General features: G+C 66.4%; 22 protein-coding genes. 8 read left to right on the top strand and 14 right to left on the bottom strand.

Annotation, left to right across the window (positions count from 1 at the left end; all coding sequences use genetic code 11):
- Positions 1 to 939, top strand: a complete 939-nt coding sequence (locus BUR94_RS15430) for a diacylglycerol/lipid kinase family protein (RefSeq protein WP_074257069.1) — start codon at positions 1 to 3, stop codon at positions 937 to 939.
- On the top strand, positions 936 to 1,763 hold the full coding sequence (locus tag BUR94_RS15435; protein WP_074257070.1) for a metallophosphoesterase family protein: 828 nt from the start codon (positions 936 to 938) through the stop codon (positions 1,761 to 1,763). Before BUR94_RS15430 ends, BUR94_RS15435 begins: the two co-directional genes overlap by 4 nt.
- A gap of 6 nt (positions 1,764 to 1,769) precedes the next feature.
- Here the strand turns inward: BUR94_RS15435 and BUR94_RS15440 are convergent, their stop codons facing one another.
- The gene (locus BUR94_RS15440; RefSeq protein WP_074257071.1) at positions 1,770 to 2,816 is read right to left on the bottom strand and encodes an OmpA family protein; all 1,047 of its coding nucleotides are present in this window, start codon (positions 2,814 to 2,816) and stop codon (positions 1,770 to 1,772) included.
- 137 nt (positions 2,817 to 2,953) lie between these two features.
- Here BUR94_RS15440 and BUR94_RS15445 point away from each other — a divergent pair, with 137 nt between their 5' ends.
- Positions 2,954 to 3,400, top strand: coding sequence for a hypothetical protein (locus tag BUR94_RS15445; protein ID WP_139301298.1), 447 nt, complete (start codon positions 2,954 to 2,956; stop codon positions 3,398 to 3,400).
- On the opposite strand, the gene BUR94_RS15450 is transcribed toward BUR94_RS15445, so the two are convergent.
- From BUR94_RS15450 to BUR94_RS15465, 4 genes are all read right to left on the bottom strand, one after another.
- The gene (locus BUR94_RS15450; protein WP_074257073.1) at positions 3,357 to 3,872 is read right to left on the bottom strand and encodes a hypothetical protein; all 516 of its coding nucleotides are present in this window, start codon (positions 3,870 to 3,872) and stop codon (positions 3,357 to 3,359) included. The two genes, BUR94_RS15445 and BUR94_RS15450, sit on opposite strands and share 44 nt — an antisense overlap.
- A gap of 35 nt (positions 3,873 to 3,907) precedes the next feature.
- Positions 3,908 to 5,095, bottom strand: coding sequence for a dual-specificity RNA methyltransferase RlmN (rlmN, locus tag BUR94_RS15455; RefSeq protein ID WP_074257074.1), 1,188 nt, complete (start codon positions 5,093 to 5,095; stop codon positions 3,908 to 3,910).
- Between the two features lie 69 nt (positions 5,096 to 5,164).
- Positions 5,165 to 5,692, bottom strand: coding sequence for a hypothetical protein (locus BUR94_RS15460; RefSeq protein ID WP_074257075.1), 528 nt, complete (start codon positions 5,690 to 5,692; stop codon positions 5,165 to 5,167).
- 59 nt (positions 5,693 to 5,751) lie between these two features.
- Positions 5,752 to 6,276, bottom strand: coding sequence for an invasion associated locus B family protein (locus tag BUR94_RS15465; RefSeq protein WP_074257076.1), 525 nt, complete (start codon positions 6,274 to 6,276; stop codon positions 5,752 to 5,754).
- A 157-nt stretch (positions 6,277 to 6,433) separates the two neighbouring features.
- Between BUR94_RS15465 and BUR94_RS15470 the strand changes: the two genes are divergently transcribed.
- The gene (locus tag BUR94_RS15470) at positions 6,434 to 7,402 is read left to right on the top strand and encodes an asparaginase (protein ID WP_074257077.1); all 969 of its coding nucleotides are present in this window, start codon (positions 6,434 to 6,436) and stop codon (positions 7,400 to 7,402) included.
- A 58-nt stretch (positions 7,403 to 7,460) separates the two neighbouring features.
- Here the strand turns inward: BUR94_RS15470 and BUR94_RS15475 are convergent, their stop codons facing one another.
- From BUR94_RS15475 to serB, 4 genes are all read right to left on the bottom strand, one after another.
- Complete coding sequence (locus tag BUR94_RS15475) at positions 7,461 to 7,778, bottom strand: YciI family protein (protein ID WP_074257078.1); 318 nt, start codon at positions 7,776 to 7,778, stop codon at positions 7,461 to 7,463.
- Positions 7,779 to 7,802: 24 nt separating this feature from the next.
- The gene (locus tag BUR94_RS15480; RefSeq protein ID WP_074257079.1) at positions 7,803 to 8,252 is read right to left on the bottom strand and encodes an SRPBCC family protein; all 450 of its coding nucleotides are present in this window, start codon (positions 8,250 to 8,252) and stop codon (positions 7,803 to 7,805) included.
- 12 nt (positions 8,253 to 8,264) lie between these two features.
- Positions 8,265 to 8,594 carry an ArsR/SmtB family transcription factor gene (locus tag BUR94_RS15485; protein ID WP_074257080.1) on the bottom strand — a complete coding sequence of 110 codons (330 nt, stop codon included), beginning with the start codon at positions 8,592 to 8,594 and terminating at the stop codon, positions 8,265 to 8,267.
- Between the two features lie 89 nt (positions 8,595 to 8,683).
- Positions 8,684 to 9,562, bottom strand: a complete 879-nt coding sequence (serB, locus tag BUR94_RS15490) for a phosphoserine phosphatase SerB (protein ID WP_074257081.1) — start codon at positions 9,560 to 9,562, stop codon at positions 8,684 to 8,686.
- A 207-nt stretch (positions 9,563 to 9,769) separates the two neighbouring features.
- On the opposite strand from serB, the gene BUR94_RS15495 reads away from it, so the two are divergent.
- The 3 genes from BUR94_RS15495 (at position 9,770) to BUR94_RS15505 (ending at position 13,513) form a co-directional block, all read left to right on the top strand.
- Positions 9,770 to 10,924: a phosphoserine transaminase gene (locus tag BUR94_RS15495; protein ID WP_074257082.1), complete on the top strand. Its 1,155-nt coding sequence runs from the start codon at positions 9,770 to 9,772 to the stop codon at positions 10,922 to 10,924.
- 73 nt (positions 10,925 to 10,997) lie between these two features.
- A complete protein-coding gene (gene serA / locus BUR94_RS15500; RefSeq protein ID WP_074257083.1) occupies positions 10,998 to 12,593 on the top strand; it encodes a phosphoglycerate dehydrogenase in 1,596 nt (531 codons plus the stop codon).
- A 164-nt stretch (positions 12,594 to 12,757) separates the two neighbouring features.
- Positions 12,758 to 13,513 (top strand): metallophosphoesterase, encoded by a 756-nt coding sequence (locus BUR94_RS15505; protein ID WP_074257084.1) that lies wholly within the window; start codon positions 12,758 to 12,760, stop codon positions 13,511 to 13,513.
- Positions 13,514 to 13,651: 138 nt separating this feature from the next.
- Here BUR94_RS15505 and BUR94_RS15510 read toward each other — a convergent pair whose 3' ends face one another.
- Positions 13,652 to 15,016, bottom strand: a complete 1,365-nt coding sequence (locus BUR94_RS15510) for an ammonium transporter (RefSeq protein ID WP_074257085.1) — start codon at positions 15,014 to 15,016, stop codon at positions 13,652 to 13,654.
- Between the two features lie 28 nt (positions 15,017 to 15,044).
- Positions 15,045 to 15,383 (bottom strand): P-II family nitrogen regulator, encoded by a 339-nt coding sequence (locus BUR94_RS15515; protein ID WP_074257086.1) that lies wholly within the window; start codon positions 15,381 to 15,383, stop codon positions 15,045 to 15,047.
- A 258-nt stretch (positions 15,384 to 15,641) separates the two neighbouring features.
- Here BUR94_RS15515 and BUR94_RS15520 point away from each other — a divergent pair, with 258 nt between their 5' ends.
- Positions 15,642 to 17,900: a transglycosylase domain-containing protein gene (locus BUR94_RS15520; protein WP_074257087.1), complete on the top strand. Its 2,259-nt coding sequence runs from the start codon at positions 15,642 to 15,644 to the stop codon at positions 17,898 to 17,900.
- A 4-nt stretch (positions 17,901 to 17,904) separates the two neighbouring features.
- On the opposite strand, the gene BUR94_RS15525 is transcribed toward BUR94_RS15520, so the two are convergent.
- From BUR94_RS15525 to BUR94_RS15535, 3 genes are read right to left on the bottom strand one after another with little or no spacing between them, the layout of a single operon-like run.
- Positions 17,905 to 18,336 carry a hypothetical protein gene (locus tag BUR94_RS15525; protein ID WP_139301299.1) on the bottom strand — a complete coding sequence of 144 codons (432 nt, stop codon included), beginning with the start codon at positions 18,334 to 18,336 and terminating at the stop codon, positions 17,905 to 17,907.
- Positions 18,333 to 18,962, bottom strand: coding sequence for an MlaC/ttg2D family ABC transporter substrate-binding protein (locus BUR94_RS15530; protein ID WP_074257089.1), 630 nt, complete (start codon positions 18,960 to 18,962; stop codon positions 18,333 to 18,335). Before BUR94_RS15530 ends, BUR94_RS15525 begins: the two co-directional genes overlap by 4 nt.
- Positions 18,937 to 19,707: an MlaA family lipoprotein gene (locus BUR94_RS15535; protein WP_245794487.1), complete on the bottom strand. Its 771-nt coding sequence runs from the start codon at positions 19,705 to 19,707 to the stop codon at positions 18,937 to 18,939. Before BUR94_RS15535 ends, BUR94_RS15530 begins: the two co-directional genes overlap by 26 nt.
- Positions 19,708 to 19,799 lie beyond the last annotated feature (92 nt).

Raw genomic sequence — 19,799 nt, forward strand, 5'->3', positions numbered from 1 at the left:
ATGGCAGCCCTCCCTGAGCTCGCCGAGCCCCCCACACGCGCGCCCTCGCCGGGCGAGATCTGCGTGATCGCCAACGCGAGGTCGGGCACCAACGCCCGCGACGCGGAGGCAATCGAGCGCGCCTTTCGGGTGTTCGGCGATGCGGCTGTCCTGCGCGAATGGACCCCGGGCGAAGATCTGCGCGAGACGGTCCAAGAGGCGATCGACGCCGGGGCGCGCACCGTTGTGGCCGCTGGCGGCGACGGCACCGCGATGGCTGCGGCGCAGGCACTGCTGGGCACGGATGTGGCCTTGGCGGTGCTGCCGCTCGGCACCTTCAACTACTTCGCTCGCGGCCTCGGCCTGCCGGAAGATCCGGAAGAGGCGGCGCGGGCCATACTGGCGGGACGCCGGCATCAGATCTCGGTGGGGATGGTGGGCGAGCAGGTGTTTCTGAACAACGCCTCGCTGGGCGTTTACCCGGCGATCCTGAAGGAGCGCGAAACGGTCTACAAACGCTGGGGCCGCCGCCGGCTTATGGCGCATTGGTCGGTGCTGAAGACCTTTCTGAGGTTCCAGCGTCCGATGAAGATGCGCATCACCGCGGATGGCGTGTCGCGCAACGTGCGCGCGCCGCTGCTCTTTGTCGCCCGCTCCTCCTACCAGCTCGACCGTTTCGGGCTGGCCGGCACGGAGGCGATCAAGGATGACAGGTTCGCGGTGCTCATCGGGCGGGCCACCAGCCGGGGCAAGCTCTTCAAGATCACGTGGCGGCTGGTGACCGGCACCATGCAGGAAGGCCGCGACTATGACATGATCGCGGCGCGACACCTGACGGTGGAAACGGCCAAGCCCCGCACGCTGGTGGCCTTCGACGGCGAGAAATCGCGGGAAAGGAGCCCTTTCACTGTCCGCATTGCCGACCGGCCGCTGACCATCATCCGACCCGACCGATCATGAGACGCATCCTTCACCTTTCCGATCTGCACTACGGTCGCGCCGACGCGACGCTCGAAGACCCGCTGCTCGAAAAGATCGCCGAGTTGCACCCTGACCTGGTGGTGATCTCGGGCGATTTCACCCAGCGGGCACGACGCAGGCAGTTTGCCGCGGCGGCGAGGTTCGTGGCGCGGATCGAGGCGCCGGTGCTCTCGGTGCCGGGCAATCACGACACGCCGGTCGACAACCTTTATCGGCGCTTCGTCACGCCGTTTCATCGCTACCAGAAGTACATCGACCCGGAGCTGGAGCCTGCCGTGGAAGACGAGGAGATGTCTGTCGTGGGGGTGAACACGGTAAACCGGTTCTCCTGGCAGCGCGGGCATTTCTCGGGCCGGACGGTGCGGCGGGTGTGCACTGCCTTTGCCGACCAGGGCGGCAAGCTGAAGGTGGTGGTGGTGCATCACCCGCTCGAGCACGGGCCAACGGTGGAGAAGCGGCTGATGCGGGGCGCGAGCGCGGCGCTCTCGGCGCTGTCGGGCTGCGGGGCGGACGTGGTGCTCTCGGGACATCTGCACACGGCCTCTGCCGCACCCTTTACCGCCGCGCCGGGGCTGCTCTTCGTGCAGGCGGGAACCGGGCTTTCGACTCGCCTGCGCGGGGAAAAAAACAACTTCAACCTGCTGGACGTGGACGGGCCGCGGGTGTCGATCACCACATGGGCGGCTGAGGGCCGTGTCTTCGGCCCCGGCGAAAGCGCCACCTATGCGCGGGGCTCAAACGGGTGGGAGCGGGTTGCGGGCGAGGCGGCCTTCACCGCCCGCCCGCGCCTGGCCGCCAGATAGCCGGCCCTAGTTGGTGCGCGGCAGAAACTCGATCCGACGGTTCTTGCCCTTGCCTTCGGCGGTGTCATTGGAGGCCACCGGCTTGTCCTCGCCGTAGCCCTTTGCAGACAAGCGCTCGGGCGCGATGCCATTGCGGATCAGATAATCGGCCACGGACCTGGCCCGGCGCTCGGAGAGTTGCTGGTTGTAGCTCGCCTTGCCGACGCTGTCGGTGTGACCCGCGACCTCGACCTCGATCCCCGGGCAGCGGCTGGTGATATCGAGCAGCTCCTTGAGCAGCGGCTCGGAGGCATCGTCAAGCCGCGACGAGCCGGAGGCGAAGTAGATGTTGCCTGTGCGCGAGAGAATCTCGAAGCGGCCTTCGCAGGCCTCCTTGTCGAAGACCTCGGCCTCGCCCACGGCGGCATTGGTGGCGTCCACCTCGCTGCGCCCGCCGGTGAGCGGCGCGCCATTGGTGCCGCGCCGGTCGAAGAGGAAGTCGAAGGTCACCGTGGCGGAAGGCACGATATCGACCTTGGCGGCATCCTCGAGCTTGCCAAGGTTCTCCATCAGGCCGAACTCATCGACCGAGATCGCCACCGGCCGGGCGGTGGCCACCGAGATGCGGTCGTCGTTCAGGAGCGTGGCCACGACCTCGGCCACGAGGGTTTTCTTGACGCCGTGCAGATCGAGCGAGAAGGGCATGGAAAAGTTCGCGCGGCGCTTGTTTTCGAGCTCCTTGACCATGTCTGCCGTCACATCGGCCAGCACGATGGCCTCGGGGAACTTGAAAGTCTCGAAGAAAAGGAACCGCATGCGGACGTTGCGCAGGTCGATCTTGGTGTCGACGCTCTCGAGGGCAACCCGGAGCTCGGCCTTGCCGTTCGGGAAGATCTCGCCGGTGAAGGTGGCGAAGTCGCTGGACTCGGAGACCACCTCCTTCTTGATCGACTGGAACCGGAGGTTGGAGGCGGAGGGATCGAGCAGCCAGCCCGGATCGAGGTTGCCCTGAGCGGCAGCCGGGGCTGCGGCGACGAATGCGAGAGCCAGAATGATGGCGAAACGGCGGAACATGGAAACCTCCCTGGGTTGAGGCTGGAAAATGGGTCTGTTGCAAATGCCGCCCATGGGGCGGTTGTCTTGGGAACGAGAATTGCCCGGAGGCGCAACTGTTGCTAGCGTCCTGATACTACGCGCAACGGGCAGGAAGTATGAAAGAAATTCGTGCAGGTCTCGTGATTGGGCTGTTTGCCGCCCTGCTCGGGGCCGTGGCCTCGGGCGCGCAGGACGCCGGAGACCCGGCCGTGATCATCCTCGACGTCGAGGAGGACGGCGAGGTGGAGGGGCCTGAAGAGCCGGTTGGCCCGGTGCGCTGGGACGAGCCGCTGACGGGCAGCGCCGAAGAGATCCGCGGCAAGACGATCGAGCAGGTCTTTACCGAGAATTCACCGCTATTTCCGCCGCTTGAGGGGCTTCCGGAAGAGATCTGGAAGGCGCAGACCTGCACCACATGCCACGAGTGGACCCGTGAGCGGATCTGCGAGCAGGCGACGAACTACCTGAACCCGGAGTTCTCCGAGAACCTGACGAAGCCGCATCCGCTGGGCGGAACCTTCAAGGCAAACCTGAAGCTCTGGGCGGAGGATGGGTGCCTGTAGGGGCGAGGGGCTCGAGAACCTCGTCATGGTCCGCCCCGGCTGACACGTCACCGAGCACGCGCTCCACCAGGTGGCGTTGGCTGTGGCCGGGGAACGGGGACTGAAACCGCCGGATCAGCGTGGAGTAGGCCTGCCCGAGCTCGGACGCCTTGCAGATGCGCCGCCCGTCGGAGATGTGATGCACGGCCAGCCCGCCGCCCGCGGGCCGCAACTCGTGCCCCCGGAGCCGCAACAGGCTTGCCAGCTGCGACCAGCTCTCGGCCTCGGCGAAAGCCGGGGCGAGGAGCGTGGCGAGCCCTGCGACGAGCCGCTCATCTGCCCTTTGAGGCGTCTTCGCGGTGGCGTGGCGCCTGTGCAGCTCGCGCCTCACCGCATCGCGAAGCAACTGCCCGACGGAAATGTCGTCTCTCTGTGCCGCATCCATGAGGGCGGCAAGGGTGGGATGGCTGACCTGAAAGGAAATCCGCTGCATCCTCGCAGCGTGACGCGATTCTGGTTAACGAGGTCTTAAAGCCCGGCCTCCGCCGCGATCTCCTTGCGGCTCTTGCGGGCCCGCTCGGTCTCGGACTTGAGCTGCCCGCAGGCGGCCATGATATCCTCGCCGCGCGGGGTACGGATGGGCGAGGCATAGCCGGCCTTGTAGACGATATCGGCGAAGGCCTCGATCCGCTCCCAGCTCGACCGCTTGTAGGGTGCGCCGGGCCACTCGTTGAACGGGATCAGGTTGATCTTGGCCGGGATGCCCGCGATCAGCTTCACCAGCCGCTTCGCGTCGGCGTCGCTGTCGTTCACCCCGTCGAGCATGACGTATTCGAAGGTGATCCGCTCGGAGTTGCTCAGCCGCGGATACTCGCGCAGCGCGTTCAGCAGGGTCTCGATGTTCCACCGCTTGTTGATCGGCACCAGCCTGTCGCGCACCTCGTCGGTGGTGGCGTGAAAGCTGACCGCGAGAAGGCAGCCGATCTCTTCCGCCGCGCGGGCGATCTCGGGCACCACGCCGGAGGTGGAGAGGGTGATGCGGCGGCGGGACAGAGAGATGCCCTCGCCGTCCATCGCGATCTTCATCGCATCACGCACGGCCTCGAAGTTGTAGAGCGGCTCGCCCATGCCCATCAGCACGATGTTCGACAGCAGGCGCGGGCCGTTCTCATCGGAGCCCTTGCCCTGCTCGGGCCATTCGCCGAGGTCGTCGCGCGCGAGCATGACCTGACCGATGATCTCGCCCGCGGTCAGGTTGCGCACGAGCTTCTGGGTGCCGGTGTGGCAGAAAGAGCAGGTGAGCGTGCAGCCGACCTGGGAGGAGATGCAAAGCGTGCCGCGGTCTTCCTCGGGGATGTAGACCGTCTCGACCTCATGGCCGCCGGCGATGCGCACGAGATACTTGCGGGTGCCATCGGCGCTCACCTCGCGCTTCACCACCTCGGGCACGGCGATCTCGAAGTGCTCGGCAAGGTCGGCGCGGAAGGCCTTGGAGAGGTTGGTCATCGCGTCGAAGTCGCGGACGCCCCACTGGTAGACCCACTGCCAGATCTGGCCCGTCCGCATCCGCACCTGCTTGTCGGCCACGCCGATGGAGCGCAGCGCCTCGGCGAGGCCCTCGCGGGTCAGACCGACGATGTTGCGCTTGCCGCCTTCGGGCAGCTTGCGGGGGATCGTCGCCACGTCTTGCGTGATCGGGGCGCTGGCCTCGGTCATCTCTTCTCTCCGGGTGTCGGGTTCAAGCTGCCCACATAGGGCGGCATGACCCTTATTGCAAAGGTTTTCTCACACGCCGAAGCGGCGGGAGATCTCTGCGAGCGCCTCCTGCTGACGCGGTCCGAGGCTGCCGCCCTCGGCACCGGCGGCGGTGTCGAGCACGGTGAGCAACGGTTGCAGGGCGCCCTGGCCGCCGAGGGAGTGCAGCTTCTTGACGATCCGGCTGATGGCGGCGTCGGGTGCGCCGCACTGGCCAACCAGCCAGCGGCCCAGCACCGCGGCCTCCTCGGCGCCGTTGAGATCGACCCGGTAGGCCTTTTGCAGCCCCTGCAGGATGCCGGTGCGCTGGCCGCGGGTGGGCAGATCATCGAGCGAGATGAAGGCCTCGGCGATCCCGGCGGCAGCGACCACGGGCTCCTCCACGCCATCCACCGGATGCTCCTTGCGCCGCAGCTTGTAGCCGAAGCGGCGCGCGGCGGCGCGCACGTCGCCCGCTGCCTCCATGAGCTCGCCCGCCATGTCGGCGGCACCGCGCATGCGGCTATACCAGAAATAGGCCGCGCCAAGCAGCGCGAGGGCTCCGAGAATGAAAGGCAAGACAATGACTCCGAACAGGAAATTCCTGATCGGAGCCTAAGCCGAAGCGGGCCGCGCGATCAACCGCCGCAGCGCTTCTCGGCTTCTTCCATCGCCGCCGTCAGGCCGAGCAGCGAGAAGGTATCCTCGGTGCGCGTGCCGCGGCTGGAGCGGGCCGAGAGCTTGGCCTCGGCGCCCCGCTTCATGGCGGTGATGATCTTGGCGTCATCGGCCGGGCTCGCCGACCACGCCCACTCGCCCTCGCTGAACAGCTCGAACTGGGTGCCGCCGATATCCAGTGTCACGGTGGAGCCGCCGGCAAAGGGATAGCCGCCGGTGAAGCTCACCTCGCCCGCCGAACTGCCGGGGCGGAAGGTGACGAAGAGCAGGATGTCGCTGCGCCGCACGGCCACGACCCGGCCGTCACGGGTGTTGACGGTCTCCTTGGGGGCCGAAACGCTCCAGCACTCCTTGGGATCGTCCTCGACGAAGACCGACCAATCGGTCTTGGCCGCGACGCGATTGTCGCTTTCCTGCGCCACAGCCGCCGATGCCAACAGTGCGATGCCGCCAGCCACGAGGCCAGCCATAACCCGGTTGTTCATGTGTTCACAGCCTCCAGCTGCCTCTGCCTCAAGCCTTCGCCTTTCCTCGCAGGTGGCGAATGTCTTTTCAACTTGCTCTGGCTCAATGTAACGTGAAATGCCGTAACTGCGAAAGCCCTCTTGGCAGAATTTCGCTGACAATCCGGAGAGGTGAGGCGTGCAAGCAGAGCTCCTGGTCGAGGTGACGCGCGGCGGCGCGGTGGAATCGGTGCACTACGGGCATGTCGCCGTGGTGAACGCCGCGGGCGAGTTGGTGGACGGGCGGGGTGCGCCGGGCCTGCCGGCCTACCCGCGCTCGGCGGCCAAGATGATCCAGGCGCTGCCCCTGGTGCGCTCGGGCGCCGCGGCGGCGCGGCACCTGGGCTCCGAGCAGCTGGCGCTGTCCTGCGCCTCGCACAATGGCGCGGCCATCCACACCCGGCCAGTGACGCGCTGGCTCGCGGCTCTGGACCTGGCCGAGCAAGACCTGCGCTGCGGCCCGCAGATGCCCGATGACCGACCGGCGCGGGAGGGGCTGATCAGGGCCGACGAGTCACCCTGCCAGTTTCACAACAACTGCTCGGGCAAGCATGCGGGCTTTCTGACGCTCAACAAGCATCTGGGCGGCGGGCCGGAGTATCACGAAGTGGATCATCCGGTGCAGCGGGCCGCCCTGGCCGCCTGGGAGGAGATCTGCGACGAGGCGACGGCGGGCTACGGGATCGACGGCTGTTCGGCGCCGAATTTTCGCAGCTCGGTCACTGCGGTTGCACGGGCGATGGCAAAATTCGCCGCGGCGCCCGACGGATCGGCGGAGGCGCAGCTGCGCGACGCGATGATGGCGCATCCGGAGCTTGTGGCCGGAGAGGGCCGGGCCTGCACGGAGTTGATGCGGGCGGCGAAGGGCAAGGCGGCGGTCAAGACCGGGGCCGAGGGCTACTTCACCGCGATCCTGCCGGAGCAGGGCCTGGGGATCGCGCTCAAGGTCGCCGACGGCACGACCCGCGCCGCGGAATGCGCGATGGCGGCGCTGCTGGTGAAATACGGCGTGCTCGACAGGGATGATCCGGCGGTGCGCAAGCGGGCCTGGACAACAGAGCTGAACCGCCGGAAGATCGAGGTGGGCGAGATCCGCCCGGCGTTCTGAGCCGCAAGAAGAACGCCCGCGCAAAGGGCGGGCGTCCTGCGTGCAGGCCAGATGGCCCTCACATCTCGATCGGCATGATCTCCGCCACTTCCACGCTGCCGCCATCGGTGAGCATCGGGTTCTCGGCGGCGATCCTGCAGGCGGTGGCGATGTCGGGCGCCTCGACGATGGTGTAACCGGAGGTCGGGTTGGCCCCGCCGTTGTCGGCCACGCCCGAGGAGCTGACGGTCTTCGACATGCCGACCGGGTTGCCCGGGTCGGTGATCGCCTGGTCGTGGTCACTCATCCACTTGCCCCAGGCGGCCATGGCCTTTGCGCCTTCTTCCGGCGTCGAGGGCGGCTTGCCGCCATGGTAGACATACAGAAACTTGGGCATTTGCGGTCTCCTTGCAGGTTCAGGTCAGGGATTGGCCAGCAGCCGTTCGAGCCGCTGGAGCGTGCCGAGCCAGCCCTTCGAGTGGCGCTGGGCCATCTCGGTGGTGGGCAACTCCCGGTGGGTGAGCGTCAGCCTTGCACCCTCGGGTGTGGCCTCGACGGTATAGGTGACATGGCTCTCCGATCCGGCCATCTCCCTGGGCGAGACCCAGGCCCAGGTCAGCGCGACCTGCCCCCAGCCGTCCTTCGGCGGGCTGACAGAGGTCACCTGCCCGCCCATCTCGAAGATCGCACCGCTGTCGAGCCCGCGCATCCGCATGAACCATGGGCCGGTCTGGTGAAACTCCAGCGTGCTGTCGAGCGTCTCCATGCCGTCATGGCCCATCCAGAGCAGCAGCTGATCGGCCCGCGTGACGGCGGCCCAGAGCCTGTCGAGGCTCACGGAGTAGTCGCGGATGAATTCGAGGTCGCGCATCGGGGTCTCCCGTCAAGGTCTGTCGTCGTCGGGGTCGAGCGCCAGCAGCGCGTCGAGCCGGTCGAGGTTGCCGGCCCAGAAGGCCCGGTGGTCGAATGTCCATTTCGCAATCGCCCGCATCGCTTCGGGGCGGGCGGTGTAGATTCGGTGGGTGCCGTCCACCTGCACCTCCACCAGCCCCGCCTCGCGCAGCACCTTGAGATGGCGCGAGACTGTGGGGCCGGAGAGCCCCGTGCCCTCCACCAGCCCGCCCGCGCTGCTCGCGCCGTGGGTCAGCAACCGGCTGACGATCCCGAAGCGGGTCTCATCGGCGAGCGCGGCGAATGTCTGTGGCAAATCCATGGGCGGTATATTTGCATGTTTTGCTATTTAGCACAACGGCGAAATATATAGACGAGCGACGGCGCCATCCAAGCAACTGCAATCATTCGCTATTCAGGACCGCCGAGGAACTCGCTCTTCGCGTAGCCTTGCAGGTAGAGCAGCGCCGTGAGGTCTCCGTGGTTGATCCGAAGGTCACATTCGGCGGCCACCACCGGCTTGGCATGCAGCGCCACGCCCGCGCCGGCCCGCCCGAGCATCCCGAGGTCATTCGCGCCGTCGCCCACGGCCAGCACATCGGCCTCGGATATGCCAAGCCGCGCGGTGATCTCTTCCAGCGCCTGCACCTTGGCGGCCTTGCCGAGGATCGGGTCGGCGACCTTGCCCGAGAGCTTGCCGCCCTCGATCAGCAGGGTGTTGGCGCGGTTCTCGTCGAAACCCAGGGCCTCTCCCACGCGGGCGGTGAAGGCGGTGAAGCCGCCGGAGACCAGGGCGCAGTAGGCGCCATGCGCCTTCATCGTCGCCAGAAGTGCGCGCCCGCCGGGCATGAGCTCGATCCGCTCGTCCAGCACCTTGCCGATGATGCTCTCGGGCAGACCGGCCAGCAGGCCGACCCGCTCGCGCAGGGCGCCTTCGAAATCCAGCTCGCCGTTCATCGCCCGGGCGGTGATCTCCTTCACCCGCGCGCCGACGCCCGCCTCCTCGGCCAGCTCGTCGATGCACTCCTGGCGGATCATCGTGCTGTCCATGTCGGCGAGCAGCATCGTCTTGCGGCGGCCTTCGGCGGGCTGCACCGCCATGTCGATGCCCAACGCCTGCATCTCGGCCCAGACATCCCAGTGGTTGCCCGGCACGGCCTCCACGGCGAACTCCGCCGCCTCGTCGGGCGCGAGCCATTGCAGGCTGCCGCCGCCCCAGGCGTTGCGCAGGGCCTCAGCGGCGGCGGGGTCGAGCCCGCCCGGCTTGGCGATCAGGGTGACGATCTGCATGGCATCCCTCCGGACATCGCGGGCGTTTAAGCACGCCCCCCGCCTCGCGCCAAGCTGTTTCCGATCGGAACGGGGGCCGCCGCTTTTGTTGCCCCATCGGTCGCAAGCGGCCCATTTTCCCGCTTGCGGGTCGCCGCGCGGGGCTCTATCTGCGGCGGCGGGACACCCCTCCCCAACGAGGGGCATATATCTGGAAGGATACCAGCAATGGCTACCCCCGCTCCGGCCGCGCGTCCGGCGAATCCGCGCTTCTCATCCGGCCCCTGCGCCAAAATCCCCACATTCTCGCTCGACAAGCTCTCCGATGCCGCCCTCGGCCGCTCGCACCGCGCCGCCGTGGGCAAGACAAAGCTGAAAGCCGCCATCGAGACGACCCGCGAGATCCTCGGCATCCCCGCCGATTACCGCATCGGCATCGTGCCGGCCTCCGACACCGGCGCCGTGGAAATGGCCATGTGGAGCCTGCTCGGCGCCCGCAAGGCGACGATGGTGGCCTGGGAGAGCTTTGGTGCCGGCTGGGTGACCGACGTGGTCAAGCAGCTGAAGATCGACGCCGAGGTGAAGACGGCCGAGTATGGCGAGATCGTCGACTTTGCTGACGTGGATTTCGACACAGACGTGGTGTTCACCTGGAACGGCACCACCTCGGGCGTGCGCCTGCCCAACGGCGAGGCGATCCCGGCGGACCGCGAAGGCCTGACCATCTGCGACGCGACCTCGGCCGCCTTCGCGATGGACCTGCCCTGGGACAAGCTCGACGTGACCACCTTCTCCTGGCAGAAGGTGCTGGGCGGCGAGGCGGCCCACGGGATGCTGGTGCTGAGCCCCCGCGCCGTGGAGCGGCTCGAGAGCTACACCCCGGCCTGGCCGCTGCCCAAGATCTTCCGCCTCACCAAGGGCGGCAAACTGATCGAGGGTGTCTTCGTCGGCGAAACCATCAACACGCCCTCCATGCTGGCCGTCGAGGATTACCTCTTGGCGCTCGACTGGGCAAAATCCGTGGGCGGGCTGAAGGGCCTCATCGCCCGTGCGGACGCCAACGCCAAGGCGATCTTCGACTTCTGCGAGAGCCGCGACTGGATCGCCAACCTCGCCGCGGACCCGGCGACGCGTTCCAACACCAGCGTGTGCCTGAAGTTCACTGATGCGCGCATCACCGACGGCGCCGCCTTTGCCAAGGCCGTGGCCAAGCGGCTCGAGGCGGAGGGCGTGGCGCTTGACGTGGGCGCCTATCGCGACGCGCCTCCGGGCCTGCGCATCTGGTGCGGCGGGACGGTCGAGACCTCCGATATCGAGGCGATGCTGCCCTGGCTCGAATGGGCCTTTGCCGCCGAGATCGACGCGCTCACCGAAGCCGTCTGAACACGATCATCCTTCGAAAATCCGGGGCCCGCGCCGGCCCCGACCCCTTTCTCCGTATTCAAGGACCACTATCATGGCCCCCAAGGTTCTCATTTCCGACAAACTGTCGGACGCCGCAATCCAGATCTTCAAGGACCGTGGCATCGAGGTGGATTTCCGCCCCGAACTCGGCAAGGACAAGGAAGCGCTGGCCGCCGTCATCGGCGACTATGACGGGCTTGCCATCCGCTCCGCCACCAAGGTGACCGCCGCGTTGCTGGAGAAGGCCACCAACCTCAAGGTGGTCGGCCGTGCCGGGATCGGCACCGACAACGTGGACAAGGACGCCGCCTCCAAGAAGGGCGTGATCGTGATGAACACGCCCTTCGGCAACATGATCACCACCGCCGAGCACGCCATCGCCCTGATGTTCGCCGTTGCCCGCCAGATCCCGGAGGCCTCCGCTTCAACCCATGCGGGCAAATGGGAAAAGAGCAAGTTCATGGGCGTCGAGCTGACCGGCAAGGCGCTGGGCGTGATCGGCGCGGGCAACATCGGCGGTATCGTCTGCGACCGCGCGCGCGGGTTGCACATGAAGGTTCTGGCCTACGACCCGTTCCTGTCGGAAGACAAGGCCGACGCGATGGGAGTTCACAAGGTCGAGCTCGAGGAGCTGCTGGCCAAGGCCGACTTCATCACGCTGCACGTGCCGCTGACCGACCAGACCCGCAACATCCTCTCCGCCGAGAACCTCGCCAAGACCAAGAAGGGCGTGCGGATCATCAACTGCGCGCGCGGCGGGCTGGTGGACGAGGCCGCGCTGGCCGAGCTGCTGAAGTCCGGGCACGTGGCTGGCGCCGCCTTCGACGTGTTTGCCGAGGAGCCGGCCACGGAGAACGTGCTGTTCAACCTGCCCAACGTGGTCTGCACCCCGCACCTTGGCGCCTCCACCTCGGAAGCGCAGGAAAACGTGGCGTTGCAGGTGGCCGAGCAGATGTCGAACTATCTGCTCGACGGGGCGGTGGAGAACGCGTTGAACATGCCCTCGATGACCGCCGAAGAGGCCAAGGTGATGGGCCCCTGGGTGAAGCTCGCCAGCCATCTCGGCGCCTTCATCGGCCAGATGACCGACGAGCCGATCAAGGCGATCAACATCCTTTACGATGGTGTGGTTTCCACCATGAACCTGCCGGCGCTGAACTGCTCGGTGGTGGCGGGCATCATGAAGCGCGCCAACCCCGACGTTAACCTGGTGAGCGCCCCTGTGATCGCCAAGGAGCGCGGCGTGAAGATCTCCACCACCAGCCAGGACAAGGCCGGCGCCTTTGACGGCTACATCAAGGTGACGGTGGTGACCGACATCCGCGAGCGGTCTATCGCAGGCACGGTCTTTTCGGACGGCAAGCCGCGGTTCATCCAGATCAAGGGCATCAACATCGATGCCGAGATCGGCGCGCACATGCTCTACACCACCAACAAGGATGTGCCGGGCATCATCGGCACCCTGGGCCAGACGCTGGGCACCAACGGCGTGAACATCGCCAACTTCACCCTGGGCCGGTCCTCGGTGGGCAAGGATGCGATCGCGCTGCTCTATGTCGACGACAGGGTGCCGGACACGGTTCTCAAGAAGCTGGCCGATACCGAGCTTTTCCAGTCGATCAAGCCGCTTCAGTTCGACGTGGCCTGACCGGCGACGACCTGCGCCCGAACAGCGGCGGCTCCGGGAAACCGGGGCCGCCGTTTGCTTTGGCCTGCGGCCCGGCGAAATGCTGCCCGCGTGGTTGACCCGGCCCGATTGCGTGGTATCTCCGGCTCACGTGCGCTCCGATTTCTGTGGAAGGTCAAGGTGGTATGCGGGTTTACGCGATTGGCGACATTCACGGCCATCTCGACAAGCTGAAGGCGGTTCACGCCTTCATCGAGCAGGATCGTCGGCGCATGAAGGATGCCGATGCCCCCGTGGTGCATGTGGGCGATCTGGTGGATCGCGGGCCGGATTCGGCCGGGGTGCTGGGGTATCTGGCCGAGGGCGTTGCAGCCGGGAAGCCCTGGGTGATCCTCAAGGGCAACCACGACAGGATGATGCGCCGTTTTCTCGAGCCCGAGCGGCTGCGCGACCCGCTGCGCCCCGACCTGCACTGGTTGCAAGACAACATCGGCGGGCGGAGCACGCTGGCGAGCTACGGGGTGGATACCGATCCGGCGCGGGGCAAGGAGGCGATCCACGAAGATTCGCGCGCAGCGGTGCCCGAGACGCATGTGGCGCTGCTCGACGGGATGAAGACCCACCACCGGATGCCGGGCCTGTACTTCGTGCATGCCGGGGTGCGGCCGGGTGTGGGTTTTGATGCGCAGGTCGAGGATGATCTCGTGTGGATTCGCGAGCCCTTCCTTTCGGATACGCGGGACCACGGGGCTTTGGTGGTGCATGGCCACAGCCCGGTGGCCTTGGCCACACATTACGGCAACCGGCTGAACATCGACAGCGCCGCGGCCTACGGCGGCCCGCTCTCTGCCGTGGTGATCGAGGGCAAGGGGCTGGCGGTTTCGCTGCTGACGGAGACCGGGCGCAGGCCGCTGGTTCCTGTCAGGGCGATGGTGGGCTGACTTTCCGAACGGCTTGCGCTGGCGCTTTCGTCATCCGTCGCGCTGGCGAGGGGTGCGCCGTCGCGCCGACCTTTTGAAAACGAAAAAACCCCGGGCGCTTGCGCGCCCGGGGCTGTCGGACTGTCCCGGAAGGGTGGGTCAGCCCTTGGCGAATTCCGGGTAGGCTTCCATGCCCAGCTCGGAGGTGTCGAGACCTGCGATCTCGTCTTCCTCGCTGCACCGGATGCCCATGGCGGCCTTCAGGATGAACCAGACCACGCCGCTCACCACGAAGACGAAGATACCGACCACGACGATGCCCTTGATCTGGGTGGCCAGCGAGGCGTCACCGTTGGTGATGCATACGGCCAGGGTGCCCCAGATGCCGGCGAAGAGGTGCACCGGGATGGCGCCGACCACATCGTCGATCTTGAGCTTGTCGAGGAACGGCACCGCGAAGACCACGATCACGCCGCCGACGGCACCGATGATGGTGGCCATGCCGAGGCCCGGGGTCAGCGGCTCTGCGGTGATCGAGACGAGGCCCGCGAGAGCGCCGTTGAGCACCATGGTGAGATCGACCTTCTTGTAGAGGATCTGGGTCAGGATCATCGCCGCGAGCGCACCGCCGGCAGCCGCCGTGTTGGTGTTGGCCATGATGCGGGAGATGTCAGCCACGTTGCCGGCCGTGTCCATGTAGAGCTGCGAACCGCCGTTGAAGCCGAACCAGCCGAGCCACAGGATGAAGGTACCCAGGGTGGCCAGCGTCAGGTTGGAGCCGGGCATCGGGAACACGCGGCCATCCTTGTACTTGCCAAGACGCGGGCCGAGGATGAGCGCACCGGCGAGGGCGGCCCAGCCACCCGTGGAGTGCACCACGGTCGAACCGGCGAAGTCGAGGAAGTCGGTCACGCCTTCGGCGCCGGGGGCCAGGAAGCCGCCGCCCCATTTCCACGAAGCCTGGATCGGGTAGATCAGGCCGGTCAGGATGATCGTGAAGATCAGGAAGGGCCACAGCTTGATGCGCTCGGCCAGGGTGCCCGAGACGATCGACGCGGTGGTGGCGCAGAACATCAGCTGGAAGAAGAAGTCCGAGCCGACGGAGGCATAGGTGAGGTCGGTTTCAACCGGGGTCTCGCCATCCATCAGGCCAACCGCTTCCAGGACCGCGGGGCCGAAGGCACCGAGATAGCCCTCGGAGGTCCAACCGTCACCGGGGTACATCAGGTTGTAGCCGATGAGGTAGTACATGATCCCGGCGATCGAGAAGAGCGCCACGTTCTTGGTGAGCTGCATGGTCACGTTCTTCTGGCGGACGAGACCGGCCTCGAGCATCGAGAAGCCCGCGGCCATCCACATCACCAGGAAGCCGGTGACGAGGAACATGAAGGTGGTGAAGATGTAGCCGATTTCGCCGGTCGGCGGCGTCATGTCGGCTTCGGCCTCCTGCGCAAAGCCCATGGCGGGCAGCGCGATCGCGGCCGTCAGGGCCGCAGCGGCCGGGATGAATTTGCGGAATTGCATCTGTTCAGGGTCCCTTATCTCGTCGCGCTCAAAGCGCTTCTTCGTTGGTTTCGCCCGTGCGCACCCGCACGGCCTGGTTCACGTCCAGGACGAAGATCTTGCCGTCGCCGATCTTGTCGGTCTTGGCGGTGGTCTGGATGGTCTCGACCACCTGGTCGGCCATGGCCGCCGACACGACGATCTCCAGCTTGACCTTGGGCACGAAGTTCACGGCGTATTCGGCGCCGCGGTAGATTTCGGTGTGGCCCGACTGCGAGCCGAAGCCCTTGATCTCGGTCACCATCATGCCGCGGACGCCGATGGCGGTCAGAGCTTCGCGGACCTCCTCCAGCTTGAACGGCTTGATTGCTGCAATTATGAGTTTCACTGTTGTCCCCTTCCATTGTGCCGGGCGCAGCCCCAGCGGGTTCACCGCGTCAGTCACATCCCCTTAACCCCCTGTCTTCAAGCGAGCGCCGCTCTCACCGGATGCGGATTCAGGGGGTGTTTGCACATCTTTTGCACAATTTTGTCGATCTGCTTATTTTTTGTGCTGAATGAAAAATCGGACCTCCCACGCGGTCTTGTCTCCCCTTTTCCGGCCCTCACCTTTATGGTGCGCCGAAAAATGCGAGTAGAGGCACGCATGAGCGGTTCAGGACGGAAGAAGACGCCCCTCGTGGCGGAGAAGCGCTTTTCCGGCGCCTCTGCCAGTGCGGCGGCGCCAAAAAAGCCCAAGGCTCCCAGGAAAACGCGCAAGACGCGCGCCAAACGGCCTGCTCCGAAGGGCGTCCTTGGATGGGTGGCCCGGATCGTGCGGTTCTTCATGCGGGTGATCTGGGGCGTGACCTGGCGAATGGGCGCGGTGGTGGCCTTGATCGTGGCGGGGGCCGTCGGCTATTTCTACACCACGCTGCCCGAAAACGTATCGGCGCTGCTCGATGCCCGGACCCGCGGTTCGGTCACCATGCTGGACCGGGATGGAAAGGTTTATGCCTGGCGGGGCGAGACCTATGGCGGCAAGATCACCGTCGACAACATCTCCCCGCATCTCCAGAACGCCATCATCGCCACCGAAGACAAGCGCTTCTACAAGCACTTCGGGGTCAGCCCGCGTGGCATTGCCTCGGCCATTGCGATCAACCTGCGCGAAGGGCGCGGGCCGCTCTCGGGCCACGGCGGCTCGACCCTGACCCAGCAGACCGCCAAGCTGCTCTGTCTCGGGATCCCCTATGACGAGCAGGCCTGGGAGAGCGAGGCCGCCTACGAAGCCGACTGCCGTGAGACGACGCTGTGGCGGAAGGTGAAGGAGATGATCTACTCCATGGCGCTCGAGGTGCGCTACACCAAGGACGAGGTGCTGGCGATCTACCTCAACCGTGCCTATCTCGGCGCCTCCTCGCGCGGCTTTGCCGCCGCATCGCAAAGGTATTTCGGTATTCCGGCCAGCGAGTTGAACCCGGCGCAGTCGGCAATGCTGGCCGGGCTGCTCGTGGCGCCCACCCGCTACGCCCCCACCTCCGACCTGGAGCGCAGCCAGGCGCGGGCGGCCACCGTGCTGAAGCTGATGCAGGAGCAGGGCTATATCAGTGCGGCCGAGCGCGAGCAGTACACGGCCAACCCGGCCACGCTTTCGCAGGCCGCCCAGGCCCGGGCCGGCGGCTACTTTGCCGACTGGGTGATGGACACCGGCCCCGACTTTCTGACCAAGGACACCACCGAGGACGTGGTGCTGAAGACCACGCTCGACCAGCGCATCCAGAAGGCCGCCGAAGAGGCGATGAAGGTGATCTTCGAGACCAAGGTGAAGGCGGGCTCCACCGCCCAGGCCGCCGTGGTGGTGATGAGCGCCGACGGGGCGGTACGCGCCATGGTCGGCGGTCGGCAGACCCAGGTGACCGGGGCCTTCAACCGCGCCACAATGGCAAAGCGGCAGACCGGCTCGAGCTTCAAGCCCTTCGTCTATGCCGCCGCCCTCGACCTCGGCTACACGCCCAACGCCACGGTGGTGGATGAGCCGATCACGATCAACGTGCCCGGCTCGGGGCCCTACTCACCCAAGAACTACGACCGCAAGTTCCATGGCCGGGTCACGCTGACCGAGGCGCTGGCGAACAGCTACAACATCCCCGCCGTGAAGGTCTCGGAAGCGGTGGGCCGCGAGAACGTGCGCAACATCGCCGAGGACTTCGGGATAGAGAGCGACCTGGCCGCGGGCCCTGCGCTGGCGCTCGGGGCATCCGAATCGTCCCTGCTGGAGATGACCGGGGCCTATGCGGGCATTCTGAACGGCGGCACCTCCGTCACGCCCTATGGCATCCTCGAGCTGCGCATCAAGGGCGACGACGAGGTGCTGATGGGCCAGGGCGGCGGGCTTGGCGAGCGGGTCATCACCGAAGAGGCGGCCAAGTACCTCGTTTACATGATGAGCCAGACAATCGAAGCGGGCACCGGTCGCCGCGCCGACATCGGCCGCCCCGCCGCGGGCAAGACCGGCACCACGAACTCGGCACGCGATGCCTGGTTTCTCGGCTTCACCGCCGATTATGTGGTGGGCGTGTGGATGGGATACGACGACAACACCCCGCTGACCGGCGTCACCGGCGGCGGCCTGCCCGCCGATATCTGGCGCGAGGTGATGGTGCGCGTGAACGAGGGGCTGCCGGTGCGCGAGTTGCCGATGCTGGTGCCCCAGCGCGCGCAGCCGCAGGTCAGCCAGAGCCAGCCGCCCGAACAGACCGCCCGGGAACAGACCGAGGCCGAGCGCCGCGCCGCGGAGCGCGCCCGCCGCCAGGCAGAACGCGAGGTCGAACGGCAGCAGCGCCAGCAGCGCCGCCGTCAAAGCGGCGACGTGGCGGAGCGGATCCTGGAGGATGTGCTGTGCGGGCTTCTGGGTTGCCGCTGATGCCTCAGTCGGCGGCGGGCTGGGCCTCGCCGCCGGGCGCAACTTCGGCGGCCACCGGCTCCGCCTCTGCCGTCTCCGAGGGCTCGGGGCAGCGTTCGTAACGGAAGGCGTATCCGTTCCACGCGAGGATCAGCCCGCCCTCGGCCCCTTCCATGAAGAGGGCGCGCTCGGTCCACTGGAAGTTGGGGTTGGCGCCCTCGCACTCCATGTCGAAGAGCTGGGCGTTCATGTCGCGCACGTTGACGGGGTTGAGCATCTTGCAAGTGCCGCTGAGGCCGTGAAACACCCCGTCCTCTATGCGCAAAAAGCCTTCGGCTCCGTCACCGGCCTCGCAATCCGCCTCGGGGCTGGCGCGATAGCGGCCCTCCACCTCCAGCGCCAGGGCCGGGGCAGTGCCGGCCAGGACGGCCAGCACCGGAAGGAGCCTTGTCCTCAAGCGCGCTTCAGATCCTGGATCAGCGCGTCGATCTTGCCGCCGCGCCGATCGAGCATGGCGCCGATCTCGGTGCGCTCGGTGAGCAGCATGTTCACATCCGCGATGAACAGGTTGAAGAACTTGTGGCTGCCGCTCTTGTCGCTGACGAAAAACGTCACATCGAAGGGCGCGCTGCCGCGCAGGATCGCCATCGTATCCACCTCGATCCAGCTCTTCACGCTGCGGGCGCCCTTGACCTCGATCTTGCCACCGATGAACTCCCGGAACCGCCGCCCGTACTTGCGCGACACGTAGGCGGAGAAGGCCTGCGTATAGGCCTGCATCTGCGCCTTGGACGCCCCGCGCGCGGCCGCGCCGAGGGAATAAAAGGAAATGTAGTTGAGATCCGCGTAGCGCACGAAGATGCGCTGGAAATCCGACAGCATCGCGCTTTCGGATTTGCCCGAGGCGATGACCTTGTTGATGTCGTTCACCGCCGCCGTCACGAGTTGCTGCGAGGCGCCGGTGGACAGGGCGAAGGCTGCGCGTGGCAAGGCGAGCCCGGAGGCCGCGAGGGCGGCGCCACCGGCGATCAGGCTGCGCCGGGTCAGGAGACCGGTGTCACTGGCCGCTGTAGAAATCTTCATAGCTGTCGTAAACCTCATCTGCCTCTGCCTCCGCCGCTGCGGTGTCGCCGGTCTGCCCCCTGCGGTTCTGCAGGTAGATGATCCGCGACTGGGCGTAGCTGTCTGCACTGTCATATAGAACAGAATCGACGGTTTCCGAATACTTTGCGCGATCACCGGCGCGTGAGAACACGCGGATGACGGTGATTTTCCTCTGATCTTCGGCCTTGATCACGCCCTGAAGCGGGTTCAGCAACACGTCGAAAACCTTGCCGGCCACGTCGCGCTCGGTGGAGGGGCCGAGGATGGGCAACTCGACGTAGGCGCCCTCCTGGATGCCCAGCTTGGCCAGCGTGACGCCGAAATCGGTGGCATCGTCGTGCAGGCCGATCCGGGTGGCCGGGTCGAAGAGGCCGCCGATGCCCACGGTAGTGTTGACGAGCGCGCGCCAGAAGTTGCGCATCGCCCCTTCCATGTTGCCCTGCAACAGGTGGTTCATCATGTAGCTGGGCTGGCTGAAGTTGGTCGAGAGGTTCGACAGACCCAGGGTGACCGGCTCGGGAATCGCCTGTCCGACACCGCCGCCCTTGCCGCCCCCCATCGCGCGGTCGACCCGCTTGTTGAAGGCATGAACCTTGCGGTTTTGCGCCTCGTAGGGGTCGAAGACGGTCTCGCCGGTCGTGTTTGCCGTGCATCCGGCCAGAAAGACCGAAGCGACAAGCAGAAGCGGGGCGAGATGGCGACCTGTCGGGACTGAGTACTGCAAAGGAAATCTAAACCAATTCTGCGTAGGGTTGCGGCGATGAAATGACGGCTGCGAAGAGCCCGAGCACATCGGCGAGGATAGCCGCGGCAGCG

It is taken from the genome of Vannielia litorea (assembly GCF_900142295.1).
In the GTDB taxonomy this organism is placed as follows: Bacteria; Pseudomonadota; Alphaproteobacteria; order Rhodobacterales; family Rhodobacteraceae; genus Vannielia; species Vannielia litorea.